The 15,221-nt window shown below is 69.8% G+C and carries 11 protein-coding genes; 4 read left to right on the forward strand and 7 right to left on the reverse strand.

The genetic code is table 11. The features are described 5' to 3' along the window. The first annotated feature begins 13 nt into the window (after positions 1–13). From L324_RS24815 to L324_RS24830, 4 genes are all read left to right on the forward strand, one after another. Complete coding sequence (locus tag L324_RS24815) at positions 14–943, forward strand: GNAT family N-acetyltransferase (protein WP_037313294.1); 930 nt, start codon at positions 14–16, stop codon at positions 941–943. Positions 944–1,099: 156 nt separating this feature from the next. Next, a complete protein-coding gene (locus tag L324_RS24820; protein ID WP_037313297.1) occupies positions 1,100–1,807 on the forward strand; it encodes an ABC transporter ATP-binding protein in 708 nt (235 codons plus the stop codon). Continuing rightward, the gene (locus tag L324_RS24825; RefSeq protein ID WP_037313300.1) at positions 1,804–3,699 is read left to right on the forward strand and encodes a YhgE/Pip domain-containing protein; all 1,896 of its coding nucleotides are present in this window, start codon (positions 1,804–1,806) and stop codon (positions 3,697–3,699) included. The genes L324_RS24820 and L324_RS24825 overlap by 4 nt, the downstream gene beginning before the upstream one ends. Continuing rightward, positions 3,696–4,274, forward strand: coding sequence for a TetR/AcrR family transcriptional regulator (locus tag L324_RS24830; RefSeq protein WP_037313303.1), 579 nt, complete (start codon positions 3,696–3,698; stop codon positions 4,272–4,274). The genes L324_RS24825 and L324_RS24830 overlap by 4 nt, the downstream gene beginning before the upstream one ends. A gap of 44 nt (positions 4,275–4,318) precedes the next feature. Here the strand turns inward: L324_RS24830 and L324_RS24835 are convergent, their stop codons facing one another. From L324_RS24835 to polA, 7 genes are all read right to left on the reverse strand, one after another. Next, positions 4,319–4,645, reverse strand: a complete 327-nt coding sequence (locus L324_RS24835; RefSeq protein ID WP_037313307.1) for a CU044_2847 family protein — start codon at positions 4,643–4,645, stop codon at positions 4,319–4,321. Positions 4,646–4,655: 10 nt separating this feature from the next. Further along, complete coding sequence (locus tag L324_RS24840) at positions 4,656–5,945, reverse strand: ABC transporter substrate-binding protein (RefSeq protein ID WP_152546987.1); 1,290 nt, start codon at positions 5,943–5,945, stop codon at positions 4,656–4,658. Next, positions 5,942–7,030, reverse strand: coding sequence for a GlnX family signal transduction membrane protein (locus L324_RS24845; protein ID WP_037313310.1), 1,089 nt, complete (start codon positions 7,028–7,030; stop codon positions 5,942–5,944). Before L324_RS24845 ends, L324_RS24840 begins: the two co-directional genes overlap by 4 nt. Then, the gene (locus L324_RS24850) at positions 7,027–8,451 is read right to left on the reverse strand and encodes a vWA domain-containing protein (RefSeq protein ID WP_037313312.1); all 1,425 of its coding nucleotides are present in this window, start codon (positions 8,449–8,451) and stop codon (positions 7,027–7,029) included. Before L324_RS24850 ends, L324_RS24845 begins: the two co-directional genes overlap by 4 nt. A 12-nt stretch (positions 8,452–8,463) precedes the next feature. Beyond that, the gene (locus tag L324_RS24855) at positions 8,464–10,707 is read right to left on the reverse strand and encodes a serine/threonine-protein kinase (protein ID WP_037313315.1); all 2,244 of its coding nucleotides are present in this window, start codon (positions 10,705–10,707) and stop codon (positions 8,464–8,466) included. Next, positions 10,704–12,308, reverse strand: coding sequence for a S1 family peptidase (locus L324_RS24860; RefSeq protein ID WP_037313318.1), 1,605 nt, complete (start codon positions 12,306–12,308; stop codon positions 10,704–10,706). Before L324_RS24860 ends, L324_RS24855 begins: the two co-directional genes overlap by 4 nt. A 64-nt stretch (positions 12,309–12,372) precedes the next feature. Beyond that, complete coding sequence (gene polA, locus L324_RS24865; protein ID WP_037313321.1) at positions 12,373–15,114, reverse strand: DNA polymerase I; 2,742 nt, start codon at positions 15,112–15,114, stop codon at positions 12,373–12,375. Positions 15,115–15,221 lie beyond the last annotated feature (107 nt).

The raw sequence follows: 15,221 nt of genomic DNA on the forward strand, positions 1-15,221 counted from the left end.
CACTGGGGATGGAATGGAACTAGAGAAGGCGTTGTTCGACGCGCACCGCACGCGGTTCGCGTCGATCGACAGGCTGCTGCCCGAGGCTCCCCCGCCGCCGGTCGTCGGCGAGCGCGTCGACGCCGCCACGGCTTCGGGGGTCCAGGTGACCGGCGTGGTGCAGCGGCAGTTGCACGGCCCGGACGACGTCCCGCTGCTGTGGTCGGCCGCCGACGTGCGCCAGCTGTTCCCCTTCATCGGGGACACCGGCACCGAGGGGATGGACGTCCTGCTGCGTACGTGGCGGACGTGGATGGACGCCGAATCACCCGGCGAGGATTCGTCCTGTGTGGTCAATTGGCCGAGCCGCGACGCCGAGGCGATCCGCGCCTTCCTCGACCACGGGCTGGTGCCGATGTCGGCGCTCGCCGTGCGCACCGGCCGCCACCGCGAGGAACCCGCCGACGACAAGGTGGCCGTCCGCCGGGCCCGGCCGGACGACTTCGACGACGTGCTCGCGATGGCCGTGTCGACGCACGACTACATCGGGCAGGTCGCCACGCGGCACCGCCCGAACGCCGGTGCCCTGCTCGCCCCGGGGCTGGAACGCGCCCTCGACAAGGACGTCCCACTGCTGTGGCTCGCGGAGCGGGACGGCGAGATCGCCGCGTTCGCGCACGCCGCCTGGATCGCCTCGACGCCGGGGTCCGCCGAGGCCGAACTGCTCCCCCACGGCCGCTGGGGTTATGTCAACAACGTCGTCACCGTGCCCGGGCTGCGCGGGAGCGGCCTTGGGCGGGCCCTGATGTCCGTGGTGCACAAGGAGTTCGACGCCGACGGCGCGGACGGCACCTATCTCTACTACAACCCGACCAACCCGCTCTCCTCGGTGTTCTGGCACCGGCAGGGTTATCGTCCACTGTGGACGTCCTGGGAGGTCCATCCGGCTTCGGCACTCCGCTAGCCAAAAGCGGCGGTGTTCCGTCCGGTTTGCGGCGGTTTCGTCACCCGTGGGTGTGACGTAGGCCCCGCGCGGTTGCTCACCTCCCAGGTCAACGTTAACTTTTGAACTGACCAGTCAGTTTAAAAGTTCCGCGAGTCATCGACCTGGGAGTTCTTCGTGCGGGTTCAAGCCGACAGGGTGTCCGTCACCGGGCCCCACGGCACGTTGCTGTCGCCCACCTCGCTCACCGTCTCGGGCGGTGAGCTGGCGATCGTGCACGGCGAGCCCGGAGTCGGTGTCACGGCCTTCGGGCTGGCGCTGGCCGGGCGGCTGAAGCCCGCGACGGGGACCGTGACCGTCGAGGGCGGCGACGCGCGGAAGGTCGTGGCCGTCGTCGACTCCCCCGGCGTCAGCGAGCCGGACGGCGCGCTCACGCTGCAGGTCGTCGTCGGGGAGGAACTGGAACTGGCCAAGCGCCCGGCAGGCAAGGCCGCCGTCGCGAGCTGGCTGGCCGAGCACGACGCCGCCGCGTTCGCCACCACCCGCTTCGAGAACATCGAACCGGTGACGCGCACCCGCCTGCTGACCGCGCTCGCCGCGAGCCGCGAGGGCGTCGGCGTCCTCGTGCTGGACACCCCGGACAGACACACCAGCGACGTCGAAGGCTGGGCGCGGGTCGCCCGTGAGCACGCCGGACGCGGCCTCGCCGTCGTCGTGCTGACCGCGACGACACCCGTTTCGGCCCTGCCGTCGAAACCGGCCCTCCTCGGCGGCCTCGACCAGCCGGACCCCGTGCGCTGCGCGCCGGCCGCGATCCCGGCGGAGACAACGCTGGAAGAGACCGTGCCGGACGAAACCCCAGAGACCTCAGGAGACCAGGAATGAACCCCGTCCGGATCGCCGCCAACGAGCTGCGCCGGCTGAGCAGCGGCGTCCTGCCGAAGCTCGCCATGGTCGCGCTCGTCCTGGTGCCGCTGCTGTACGCGTCCTTCTACCTCTACGCGAACTACGACCCGTACTCGCGGCTGGACAAGCTCCCGGCGGCCGTCTACACCTCCGACGCCGGCGCGAAGGACTCGGCGGGCGCGGAGCGCAACGTCGGCCGCGAAGTGACCGACGAACTGGTCAAGTCCGGCACCTTCCAGTGGCACGACGTCTCCCCCGAGGAGGCGGCCAAGGGCGTCCGCGACGCCACCTACTCGTTCGCCATCGGGATCCCGCGTGACTTCTCCGCGGCGTTGCTGTCGTCCGGCAACTTCCAGCCCCAGCAGGCGACGATCACGCTGACGACCAACGACGCCAACAACTATCTGTCGGGGACCATCGCGAAACAGGTGGCCGAGCAGGTCCGCAAGACGATCGCCGAGAAGGTCGGCAGCGAGGCCGCGGACAAGTTCCTGGTCGGTTTCTCGACGATCTACGGCAAGATCCAGGAAGCCTCGACAGGGGCTTCGCAGCTCGCCGACGGCGCGGGCAAGCTGAAAACCGGTCAGCAGCAACTCGCCGACGGCGCTTCCCAGCTCGCCTCCGGCAGCTCTCAGCTGGCGACCGGGCTCAGCACCCTGAAATCGGGAACCGCCCAGCTGCCGGCCCAGACGCAGAAGCTCGCCGACGGCGCCGGTCAGGTCGCCGACGGGAACCAGAAGGTCGCCGACGCGGCCTCGCTCGCGGCGACGGCGTCCGGGGACATCCAGGCCAAGCTCGACAACTACCGCACCCAGCTCGCCCAGGACCTGCGGAACGCCGGTCTCCCGGAGACCCAGGTGCAGGAGATCCTGAGCCGCCTCGACACGCTCCGCTCGCCGGTGGACCAGGCGAACACGAAGATCCAGACCGCGAACAGCCAGGTCAGCCAGCTCGCCTCCGGCGCGCGCCAGGTGTCCGACGGCGCGCACCAGCTGGCCTCGGCGACCCCGCAGCTCACCAGCGGGATCGCGCAGGCCTCGGACGGGGCGAATCAGCTCCGTGACGGCGCGGCGAAACTGAACGAGGGCGAGCAATCCGCGGTCACCGGCACGAATCAGCTCGCCGACGGCGCGGTGAAGCTGCGTGACGGGCTCGCCGCCGGGCTCAAGGAGATCCCGAACCCCGACGACCCCACCCGCGCGGCCACCGCCAACACCATCGCCGACCCGGTCGCGGTCAACTCCTCCGGTGTCGCGTCGGCGGGGACCTACGGCGCGGGCCTCGCCCCGTTCTTCATCTCACTGGCGACCTGGATCGGCGCTTTCGTGCTGTTCCTGCTGCTCCGCCCGCTCTCGACCCGCGCGCTGACCGCCGGCGCGTCGCCGTTCAAGGTCGCGCTCGGCGGCTGGCTCCCCTCGGCTCTGCTGGGGATCGCGCAGGTGATCGTGCTGTTCGGCGCGGTGACCTGGCTGGTCGGCATCAAGGTCGCGCATCCGCTCGGCGCGATCGGGTTCGCCGTGCTGGTGTCGCTCACCTTCACCGCGGTGGTGCACGCGCTCAACGCCTTCTTCGGCGCCGTCGGGAAGTTCCTCGGCCTGGTGCTCCTGGTGCTGCAGCTGGTCAGCGCGGGCGGCACGTTCCCGTGGCAGACCATCCCGGACGCGCTGTACCCCCTGCACATCGCGCTGCCGATGGGGTACGCGATCGACGGGTTCCGGCACCTGCTCTACAGCGGAGCGTCCATGGAGATCCTCGGCGACATCGGTGTCCTGCTGGGCTACCTCGTCGGCGCGATCCTGGTCTCGACGCTGGCCGCGCGGAAACGCCGTACGTGGACGGTGTCGGCGCTGAAACCCGAGCTGGCGTTGTGACCACCCGGGGTGAGGCGACGAAGCAGAAGTTGTTCGAGGCGACGCTGAGGCTGTCGGCCAGCCGCGGCCTCGTCGGGCTGACGGTGGACGACATCGCGGCCGAGGCGAGGGTCGCCAAGGGCACCGTCTACTACAACTTCGGCAGCAAGGACGGTCTCGTCGACGCGCTGTTGCGCTACGGCGTCGGCGTGCTCGCGGACCGGCTGCGCGCGGCCACCGGCGACGGCGACCCGATGGACGTGATCTCCTCGCAAGTGGACGCCGCGCTGGAGTTCATCGCCGAATACCCCGGTTTCTCCCAGATCCTGGTCAGCGAGATGTGGCGCACGCCCGGCACGTGGCACGAGACGCTGACGTTGCTGCGCGAGGAGATCATCTCGATCGTGCGGGAACAACTGCACCGGCTGGACGCCGCCGGGCGGCTGCCCGACGGCGTCCAGATCCCGACGGCCGCGGCCGGGTTGTTCGGCACGATGCTGGTGGTCGCCCTGGACTGGCAGGTGTTCCAGCCGAAGCGGACGAGGGCCGACGTGCGGGAGTCGGTGATGGTGCTGATCCGGGGTCTCGGACGCTGACCCCGCTCGTGAGTGGTAATGACGGTTCTAACCGTCATTACCACTCACGAGCCCTCCGGCTCCCGGACCCATTTCAGCTTCACCTCGAAGTTGCCTTCCAGGCCGGTCTTCGCGATCACGGCGCCCGCCTGCGCGGTCAGCTTGACGCCGAACTTGATCTCGACCTCGTCCGGTCCCTTGGTCATGGACCGGAAGGTGGCCAGCGCCGACGCGGCAGCGTCCCGCACGTTCGCCATCGCCGCCTCGAACGATTCCTTGGCGTCCTCGATCAGGTCGTCGCGCCGGGAGACCCGGGCGGTGCCGGGCGAGGGATCGATCTCGACGACCACCGAACCGCCGTCTTCGAGCGGGAACCGCGTCAGATCGTGCACCGGTACTCCTTCACTGTCCACATTGGATCTTCAGCCATTCGCCGGGCTGGATGCTCTTCTGGACGTCGTCGAGCTGCTTGAGCAGGGTGTCCAGCCGGTCCCGGTTGCTCAGGTACTCCAGGACGGCGCGGTGGAACGCGCCGGTCATCGCCGCGGGCATCAGGTCGGAGGCGTCGAAGCACAGGGCGGGCGCGGAGGTGAGCGTGTCCACGACCTTCCGGCTCACCTGGTCGGTGTAGACGTCGAGACCGAGTTTCCGGTTCGCGGAGAACGCTCTCGCGTTCGGGATCGACGGCCAGATGCGCTGCGCCTTTTCCGAAGCCAGGTAGTGGATGAGCTTCCGCGCCCGCGGGTTGTCCTGGAACAGGCCGGCGAGGTCGGCGGCGACCTCGGAGACCTCGCGCCCGGGGAAGGGAAGGAAGTCGAAATCGGCCCCGGGCTTCGGAGAAGTCCCGTCAGCGCGCTTCACCGCCTGGTAGCGGCTCATGATGAAGGACGCCTGGTGTTCGAGCACGCAGCCCGGCGGGTCGGTGAACATCGGCTTGCCCGCGTCGCCGAAGTCGGTCAGCAGCGCGGCCGCGGTACCGCCGCGGATCCCGGCGGGGTCGACCAGGGCACCCCAGTCCAGCCATGCCTGTTTGATCTCCGGTGACGTCCACCGCAATCCGCCGGACGCCCATTGCCAGTACTTCTCGGGGCCCGCCGAATGCAGCAGGATGTCCTCGATCCAGTCGGTGCCCGGCCAGCCCGAGGTGGGCGGCGCGCCCATCCCGACACACCACGGGGTGGCGCCCGCGGCCGTCAGCCCGGCGGAGAACGTGCGTAGACCGTCGAACGTCGTCGGGCGAATCCCGGTCAACCGGGCCGGGTTGTACCAGATCGCGCTCTTGAGCTCGGCCTTCACCGCGACCGTGTACAGCTGCTGGGTGCCGATCTTCTGCAGGCTGACCCACTGCGGGCTGAACGCGCCTGCCATTCTCGCGGCGAGCTCGTCGTCGAGGGGCAGCAAATCGCCCGTCTTCTGATATTTCGCCAGCACCCCGGCGCTGGACAGGACCGCGACGTCCGGCGGCGTGCCGCGCTGGACGTCGGCGGCGAGCACCTGGTCTGCCGCGCGGGTGCCCTGATAGAAGTGCTTGATCCCGGTGTCCGCCGTGAAAGCGTCCAGCACCTGCCCGAACGCGTTCGCCTCGTCGCCGGTCCACGGCCCGAGCACCACGACGGACCCGCCGTCGGGCGACGCCGAGCAGCCGCCCGCGACCAGCGAGAGCGCCATCAGCAAAGCCAGCAACCGTTTCACGGGCGATACCGGTATTCGTCGATGCGGGCGTGGAGCCCGAGCAGGACCAGTCCGCCCGCGAGCAGCGTGCCCACCGGGATCAGGAACTCCCGTCCGCCGGATTCGGCCGCTCCCGCCGCGTCGGCCGCCACGGCCTTCACGCCCGCGGTGGCCACCCGCGTGTTGTCCGTGGACACCGTAGTGGCCTGCCGTGCCTTCGCCCGGAATTCGTCGGCGGTCACGCCGCATCCTTGCTCTTGGTCGCAGTACTCGCTCACCAGATCGGCGAGCCGTCGCTGGCCTTCGTCGTCGGCGGCCTGGATCTGCGCGTCCCGTGCGGTGGCGACGTCGTCGAGCCGCTCCCCGACCGAGTCGAGCCTGTCGCGGCTGACCAGGGTGAACACCAGCGCCACTCCGATGGCGGCGATCAGCGCGGTCGCCCCGAGCAGCGGGAGGTTCGCCACGCGGCGGAAGCGTTTCTTCAGGTACAGCTGGGTGAGCACCAGCAGGACCAGCAGCGCCAGTACCGGCAGGAGCCACAGCGGGAGCATCGCGAGGCTCACGCCGGTCGACGACAGTTGCGCGTCCAATGCCGCGCGTTGCTTGCCCTGTAAGGATTTCAGCTCGTCGAGGACACCGCCGGGAGCGTGCAGCAACCGGGAGGCGTGCCAGAGGTCGACCGCGCCGAGCACCGCGGCGTCCGGCTGCCGCAGATGCACGTCGGCCTGCCCGATCGAGCCCGAGTAGGCCGCGACCTGGCTTTCCACCACCTGCAGCGCGTTGCCGCCCGCTTCGCCTGCCTGGTTGAACTCCGCGACCCGCGCGAGACTCTGGCTCGCCAGCGCCAGCTGATTCGAGTATTCCTGGCCCGGCCCGGCCAGTTTCGCCTGCCCGGAGGCGAAACTGGCGATCGCGGCGGCGTCGGCGGCCACCAGCGCCGACCGCGCGGCGGTCACTTCGAGGACCGCCTGGGAGGTCCGGTCGCGGACGTTCTCCGCCGTGTCCTGGACGTTGTTGAACGCCCACAAGGAGACCACGAGGACCGCGAGGGTGAGCGCCAGCAGGCCGGTGCGGAGCCGCACCAGCCGCACCCGGGTCGCCGTCACGAAACCGCCTCGTCGAACGGCCTGCCGCAGCCGACGCAGAAGTTCGCCCCGGCCGGGGACAGCCCGGAGCAGACGGCGCAGACGACCGGTGGCGCCTCGGCGGGTTCGGACACCGGACGATCTTCCTGCGCGGGCGCGATTTCCGAAACCCTCGAAGGGATAACGACATGCAGGGCGTGGCTGCGCGTCGCGTCCGCGCGCAGGCGCACGACACCCTTCTCCGCGTCGAGGATCTCGACGACACCCGTGAGACGGCCGAGAGTGTCCTCGTCCTCGGCTTTGGCTGCCAGGACGGCCGCCCGGCCCCAGTGCCGTTCGGCCCCGGCCTGGTCACCGGCCGCGTAGGCGTCTCCTCCGGCGGTCAGCGCCTCGGCGAGATCGGCCTGAGCCGCGTACTTCGAGATCATCGGGTGGATCAGCGTCGGCGGGACCGGATCGCGGGTCCACCGCCCCTCGATGGCCAGCGCGTCCCCCTCGGTCGTGGCACCGGGGACCGGTACGAGCTCCGTCCACGCCAGCTGGCGGTCCTGCCCGTGACGGGGTTCGAGGTCCGGATCGAGATCCAGGATCACCTGGTAGTCCCGCGTCTCTTCGCTCGCGAACGAGCCGAGCGAGAGTTCCACCTCGCGCACGGCGACCTCCCGGCACCGGTCGGTGAGGTCGTACTCGTCGGGGAAGACCTGTTTGACCGACCGCAGCCTGCTGAACGGCATGGTGCCGACCCGCAGCCGCACCTCGGGCAGCACCTTGGTCATCGCCCTCTCGATGAGCTGACGGAAATCCTCGGCGAGCTTGTCGTCCTCGACGACGGAATCGACGTTGCCGCGCAGGACCCGGCCGATCTGGGTGAGTTCCGACGGCTCCCAGCCGTCGCCGATCCCCCTGGCGTCGCAGACGAACCGGCCTTCGCAGCTGGTGAGCACGTTCATCAGCTCGGACCTGGTCTGCGAATCGTTACGGCCGTCGGTGAGGAGGATGGCGTGGCGGACCGCGCCGGGTACGCGTTCGAAGAGGTCACGCGCCTTGGCCAGCCAGGCGCCCATCGCGGTGCCGCCGACCGCCGCGAGGTGCTCGACGGCGGCGTGCGCCTCCGCCCTGGTCCGCGCGGAGGCGGTCACCAAGCCGTCCTCGGCCGGGTAGATCATCTTCGCGCGATCGGTGCCCTGGATGACCGCGAAGCGCACGCCGTCGGGGAGGACGTCGATGGCGGCCGCGGCCGCCCGCCTCGCCTCGCCGATCTTGGTGCTGGGAAAGCGCATCGAGCTGGAGCAGTCGATCATCAGCACCTCGGCGGCCTCCCTGGCGACGGCCGCTTCACCACCGCGCGAGACGACCCGCACGATCGCGGTCATCGCCCGGTCCCCCTCGGCCAGGAACTTGTTCTGGTGCACTTCGAGGCCCAGACTCGGCTCCCCGCTCATCATTCCCCTCTCTCACACCAGGGTCACCGGTCTCACCGAGTTGGCGAGATCGATCAGCACGTCGTGCGGTCCAGGTCCGGGCGCGTGGTGGGCGAGCCGCCGGTACGACTTGTCCAGCACCATGCGGGCGCCCGTCTCGTCCGCGCGCAGGATCACGCCGTCGGTGATGCCGTCCTGTCCGAGGAGCACTCCCGCCAGCCCGGTCTCCCGCACGGCCGTCACCAGCCGGTCGAAGGCGTCGCCGTCGAGGTCCAAGGCGGACAGCCGCTCCACGGCGTCGTCGAGTTCGGCCGACACCGGGAGGTCCCCGGTGCCCGGCATCGGCGCGGACAGCACCCGCACCCCGGCGATCCGCGCCGCCTCGTCGTAGCGTGAGAATTCCGGGACCTGGTCGAGGACCTCGACCGCGGCGGCGCGGTTGCCGCGCGAAAGCCGGACTCGCGCGAGCCCGAACGCCGCGCTGACCTGAGTCCGGTCCCGCGCCCACAAGGCGTCGTAGTAGCGCTCGGCGGCGGCAGCGCCGTTGAGGTGCTCCTCGCAGAGGCCGAGCGCGAGCTTCGGCGGCTCCTCGCCGGGGATGTCGCGGTACACCGCGTCGAAGTTCTCCTTGGCCGCGGCGAAATCACCCGCCCCGAGCGCGAGCAGCGCCCGGTGCCACGCCACCCGCCAGTCATCCGAGGCGCGCTCACCGAGCAGACGTTCGGCCTCGGCCACCGCCCGCGCGGCTTCGACGGTCGCCCCGAGTTCCAGCCGCGCCCGGCACCGGCGGAACTCGACCTCGACCGAACCGGGCACCTTGTCGAGTTTCTTCAGCAGCCGCGCCGCGTCGGGGGCGCGGACGGTGCGCAGGAAGGACGCCCGCGGATCGTCCGGATCTTCGCGCGGCACCGGCAGGCCGAGGGCGATCTCCGCGGCCGACGGCCGTTCGCCGAGCGACACGGGTGTCCCCCGCGTCCAGTGCTCCAGCGGTGGTGCCTGGCCGAGTCCCGCGTCGAGCAGTACCGCCCCTTCGGTGAACAGCGTCGATCCGGCGGGCCGGGATTGCCTGTCCCGCAAGGAGAGGATCTCGGCGAGCACACCGTCGAGCTGGACCAGCATCTCGTGCGCGGTGGCGAACCGCCGTTCGAACGGCGCGGTCGCGCGGTCGAGGACGCGGATGAACGATTCGATGCCGAACCGCACGCCGCGCGCGTCGGGGGTCACCGACCAGCCGTCGCTGGCCTGGAAGAGTTCCCGCAGGGTCATGCCGACGGTGTGGATGTCGGACCGGACGGTGAGGCCGTGTTTCGCCCGTTCCCGCGGCGGCACCTGGTAGTGCTCGGTTCCGACGGCCGGGCTTTCGTCGTCGGCGATCTTGCGGATGGCGCCGAAATCGATGACCTTGATCCGTTTTTCGCCGTGGATCACGTTGTCCGGCTTCATGTCGCAGTAGAGCAGGCCCTCACCGTGCAGGTAGTCGAGCGCGGTCAGGATCTCGCGCCCGTAGGCCACGACGTGCTCGACCAGCAGCCGTCCCTCGCTGGAGTCCAGCCCCGCCCGGCCGCGGTTCTTGATCTCCCGCAGGGAAAGGCCGTCGACGAACTCCATGACGATGTAGCGGAAGCCGTCGTGTTCGACCACGTTGAGGATCCGGACGATGTTCGGATGATCCAGTGAGGTGAGCACCTGGCTCTCGGTCTCCGCGATCCGCACGGCGGCGGTGTTGTTCGTGTTGATCAGGCCCTTGAGCGCGACATGCCTGCCACCGAGCCGGGAATCCGTTGCCAGGTAGACGAAACCGAGTCCGCCGCGCGCGACACAGCCGAGCACGTGGTACCGGCCGTCGACCACGTCGCCCGCCGCGAGCTTGGGCGAGAAGGAGAACGGCGTCCGGCAGACCGGGCAGAACCCCTCGGTGGGCGCGGGCCCGCCGCCGATCGAGCGGCCGACCGGCGTGCCGGTGCACCCGAGTTTGCCGCAGAACCGTTCCTCCTCCGGGACATGCGGTTCGGCCAGCAGACGGCCCGCGAGGTCGGGGAGTTCGACGAGCGGCAACGGGACCCGGTCGTCCGCGGTCGCGTGACCCGCCATCTGCTGGGAGCGGGTGACCACGGTGCTCGTGATCCTGGTCGGCGTCTCCCCCGGCCCGGGGATCACCAACGTGGGTTTGTCCTGCCGCACGGGCTCTTCCGGCGTTCCGGGCCGTAGCCCGCAGACCTTGCAGAAACCCGTCTTGCCGAGTTCACCGTGGCAGCCGTCCCGTGCGCAGGCCGTCATCCGTCGATCCGTTTCCGTACGATGTTCGCGAACTGTTCGACCGCGTCCGCCGCGGCCCCGAGGTCGCAGGGTCCTTCGAAGAGCATCCGCCAGGCCGGTGCGTAGGCGGCGTCCAGTTCGACGTCTTCGACGAGGCCGTTGTTACGGGCCATCTCGCCGTACGCGTCGAGCCGGGCGCGAAGTTCCGCGCGCCGGGCGAGGTTCTCGTCGAGGAGGCGGCGCAGGTCGCGGGCGCGTTCCGCGGCCCTGGCCACGGTCCGCTCGCAGGCGGGCAGATGCCGTTTCACCCACTCGGCATCCCCGTCCCGCTCCGCCGAACGCAACTGCGTCAACGCGCCTTTCAGCCGTCGCGCCCTGGCTTGGGCGGGTGGGGCGCCGCTGAAGCGAGGAGCGTCGTTGAGATTGTCCTTCTCCAGCTCGGCGAGTTCGGCCAGCCGCGTTTCCAGCAGGCTCAAGCGGCCCTCGATGTCGTCCTCGTCGGCGGGCAGGACGTCGGTGCTCGATCGGACCACGTTCACCCCCGGCGAGGTCTCCTCGCGGAAGGCCAGCGCGAGCCGCAGGCCGAGTTCGTGCGCGCGCTGGGCCAGCGGCACGAGCACCTCGCCGACGAGCTCGTCGGGTTCGGCCGACTCGTCGATCCCGTACACGACGACGGTCCGGCCGGTCCCGTGGCGGCCGGCGGGCGAATCCGCCGCGACGTCGAGCCGTTCGGAGATGCGGCGGCGGACCTCGTCGGCGGTCTTGCCGACCGCGTCGACGGCGAGGACGACACTGCCCACCGGCGGCACCGTGGGCCCGGTCGCGCTCCGTCCCGCGCCGTGTTCACGGTCGGCGAGGACGACCGCGCGGCGCAAGGAGGCCGCGACGCCGGAATCGTCCGCGCCCATGATGATCACCCAGACGTCCGACCGGCCGTGTCCGCCGAGCCATTGGGCGAACTCGCGGGCGAACAGCACGTCTATCGCGGGCGGTTCCGGGTAGTGCACGAAACTCGGGTCGATCGCCGGGCTGCCTTCGGCCCAGCGGCGGAGTTCCGGCAGGTACCCGAGCATGGTCTCGACCGGGATCATCCAGGACACGCGGGCGGCCTCGGTCGCGTAGCGGGTCGCGACCATGCCGACGACGTGCCCGGTCTTGTCGGCGATCACCGCGGCGCCGCTGAATCCGTGCGTGATCGGCTCGGCGTCGGAGGTCCGGTGCAGCTGGACGCGTTCGAGGCCGTGCCCGCCGTCGCCGACGACGGTCGCCAACGACCACATGCCGTCCGAACCTTGCGGGAAGCCGTACGCACGGACGCGCTGGTTGTCTTCGAGGGCCATCCGGTGGAGCGGGGCGCCGGTGATCTGCTCCTCGGGGTGACGCAACCGGAGCAACGCGACGTCGCCGCCGTCGTCGCCGATGGGTGCCGCCTGCGCGACGATCGTGGCGGATCCGGGCTCCACACCGGGAAGCGCCACGAAATCCACGATGACTTCGTCGTGGCCTTCGATCACGTGAGCGCAGGTGAGGAGGTGCTCCCCGTCGAGCATGGTCCCGGCACCCAGGATCCGCCCACGGTGATCGCGCAACCGCACCCGCCAGCGTCTTCGCTCGGAACCCACCCGGAAGACCCTACCGATCGTGAGTGGTAATGAGGGTTAGAACCATCATTACCACTCACGAGGCCTAATGCGCGGCGTCGTTCCAGGACCGCCCGTAGCCGACGGACACCTCGAGCGGGACGGCCAGTTCGTAGGCGGAGCCCATTCCCTGCCGCACCAACGCTTCCAGCTGCTCGCGCTCACCTTCGGCGACTTCGAGGACGAGTTCGTCGTGGACCTGCAGCAATACGCGGCTCTTCAACTTCGCCTCGGTCAGCGCACGATGCACATTCAGCATGGCGACCTTGATGATGTCGGCCGCGCTGCCCTGAATGGGTGCGTTGAGCGCCATCCGCTCCGCCATTTCCCGGCGCTGGCGATTGTCGCTGTTGAGGTCCGGCAAATAACGGCGGCGACCGAAGATCGTTTCCGTGTAACCGACCTTCGCCGCGTCACCGACGACCGAATGGAGGTAATCGCGTACTCCGCCGAACCGGGAGAAGTACGCCTCCATCTGTTCCTTGGCTTCTTCGGTCGAGATCCGCAGCTGCTGCGAAAGCCCGTACGCCGACAGCCCGTACGCCAGGCCGTACGACATCGCCTTGACCCGGAAGCGCAGTTCCGGCGTGATCTCCTCCGGCGGCAGGGAGAACGCGCGCGACGCCACGAAGGTGTGCAGGTCCTCGCCGCTGTTGAATGCCTGGATCAGTCCTTCGTCCTGCGAGAGGTGCGCCATGATCCGCATTTCGATCTGGCTGTAGTCCGCCGTCATCAGCTCGGCGTATCCGTCGCCGACGACGAACGCGTCGCGGATGCGGCGGCCTTCCTCGGTGCGGATCGGGATGTTCTGCAGGTTCGGGTCGACCGAGGAGAGCCGTCCGGTGGCGGCGATCGTCTGCAGCAGGGTGGTGTGGATGCGGCCGTCGTCGGCGACCGACTTGATCAGTCCCTCGACCGTGGTGCGCAGCCGGGTCGCGTCCCGGTGCTCCAGCAGATGCTGCAGGAACGGGTGCTCGGTCTTCTCGAACAGGCTCTGCAGCGCCTCGGCGTCGGTGGTGTAGCCGGTCTTGGTGCGCTTGGTCTTCGGCATGCCGAGTTCGTCGAACAGGATCACCTGCAGCTGCTTCGGCGAACCGAGGTTGACCTGCTTGCCGATGACCGCGTACGCCTCGTCCGCGGCCTGGGTGACCCGGCTGAGGTAGTGCGCTTCCAGATCCGTCAGATGCTCGATGTCGACGGCGATACCCGCCGCTTCGAGACCGGTGATCACCTGCAGGAGCGGCAGTTCCAGCTCGACGAGCAGCTGCGCGCCGCCGAGTTCCTCCAGCTCCTTGGTCAGCGCGCCGGCCAGTTCGGCGACCGCGCGGGCCTTGACCAGCTCGGCCTGGATCTCCTTCTGCTCCATGTCCTCGGCGCCACCGTCGAGCAGCGACAGCTGCCCGTCGCCGGTGTCGGCCTCGGAGCGCAGCTCGCGGTGCAGGTAACGCAGGACCAGGTCGTCGAGTTCGAACGTGCGCTGGCCAGGCCGGACCAGGTACGCCGCGAGCGCCGTGTCCATGACGAGCCCCGCGAACGCCCAGCCGCGCGCGCGGACGGCGTGCAACGGGACCTTGAGCTCGTGGCCGATCTTCTGGATCTTCTCGTCGGCGAGCCAGGCGGTGAGCGCCTTGTCGTCCTCGGCATCCATCGCGGTGACGTCGACATACGCGCCTTCGCCGTCCGGCGCCGCGAAGGTGATGGCCTTCAGGTCGGAGCGGACCGAGGCCCCGGTGGTACGGAACGCCAGGCCGACCGGCGCGTCCTGGCCGGTGTGCGCGGCGAGCCAGGCGGTGAGCGCGCCCGGGGCGAGCTTCGCGCCGCTGACCTCGAAGCCCTCTTCGGCCTCGGGTTCGGCGCTCTGCAGGGTGGCGAAGAGGCGGTCACGCAGGACACGGAACTCGAGTTCGTCGAACAGCGCGTGGACGGCCTCGCGGTCCCAGGGCCGCAGTTCGAGACCGGACGGGCCGAGCTCCAGCTCGACGTCGCGGATCAGCTCGGTGAGCTGGCGGTTCAGCATCACCGCGCCGAGGTGCTCGCGCAGCGCGTCGCCGACCTTGCCCTTGACCTCGTCGACCCGGTCGATCAGCTCGTTGAAGGAGCCGAACTGCCTGATCCACTTCGCGGCCGTCTTCTCGCCGACGCCGGGGATGCTGGGCAGGTTGTCCGAGGGGTCGCCACGCAGGGCGGCGAAGTCCGGGTACTGCGCCGGGGTGAGGCCGTACTTCTCCTCGACCGCCTCCGGGGTGAACCGGGTCATCTCCGAGACCCCGCGCTTCGGGTACAGCACGGTGACGTGCTCGGTCACCAGCTGGAGCGCGTCACGGTCACCCGTACAGATGAGGACGTCGAAGCCTTCGGCGGTCGCCTGTGTCGTGAGCGTGGCGATGATGTCGTCGGCTTCGTAGTTCTCCTTGGTCAGCGCCGGGATCCCGAGGACCTTCAGCACGTCCTCGACCAGCCCGACCTGGCCCTTGAACTCGTCCGGGGTACTGCTGCGGTTGGCCTTGTACTCCGCGAACGTCTCCGAGCGGAACGTCTTGCGGGAGAGATCGAACGCCACTGCGAGATGGGTGGGCGCCTCGTCGCGCAGCAGGTTGATGAGCATCGAGGTGAACCCGAACACCGCGTTCGTCGTCTGCCCGGTCTTGGTCTTGAAGTTCTCCGCCGGCAGCGCGAAGAAGGCGCGATACGCCATCGAATGGCCGTCGATCAGCAGCAGTTTGGGCCGCTCGGCCTGTGCGGTGGCGGGTGTGGCGTTGGCAACGGTCGTGTTCTCACTCGGGCTCACGAGAGCGAGTCTAGGGTGAGGGTCCGACAGTCCTGTCTGTCGTGTCTGTTGCGGCCTGTCGGCGGAGCTGCCCAGCCCCATCGGCGCAGGAAAAAGCCAGGCCGAAG

Origin of the sequence: Amycolatopsis orientalis DSM 40040 = KCTC 9412 (assembly GCF_000478275.1) — a bacterium.
Lineage (GTDB): Bacteria > Actinomycetota > Actinomycetes > Mycobacteriales > Pseudonocardiaceae > Amycolatopsis > Amycolatopsis orientalis.

Coding starts and splice junctions, on each gene's coding strand:
- L324_RS24825 (WP_037313300.1), top strand. CDS start 1,804: ATGAACCCCGTCCGGATCGCCGCCAACGAGCTGCGCCGGCTGAGCAGC.
- L324_RS24815 (WP_037313294.1), top strand. CDS start 14: ATGGAACTAGAGAAGGCGTTGTTCGACGCGCACCGCACGCGGTTCGCG.
- L324_RS24850 (WP_037313312.1), bottom strand. CDS start 8,451: ATGAGCGGGGAGCCGAGTCTGGGCCTCGAAGTGCACCAGAACAAGTTC.
- L324_RS24855 (WP_037313315.1), bottom strand. CDS start 10,707: ATGACGGCCTGCGCACGGGACGGCTGCCACGGTGAACTCGGCAAGACG.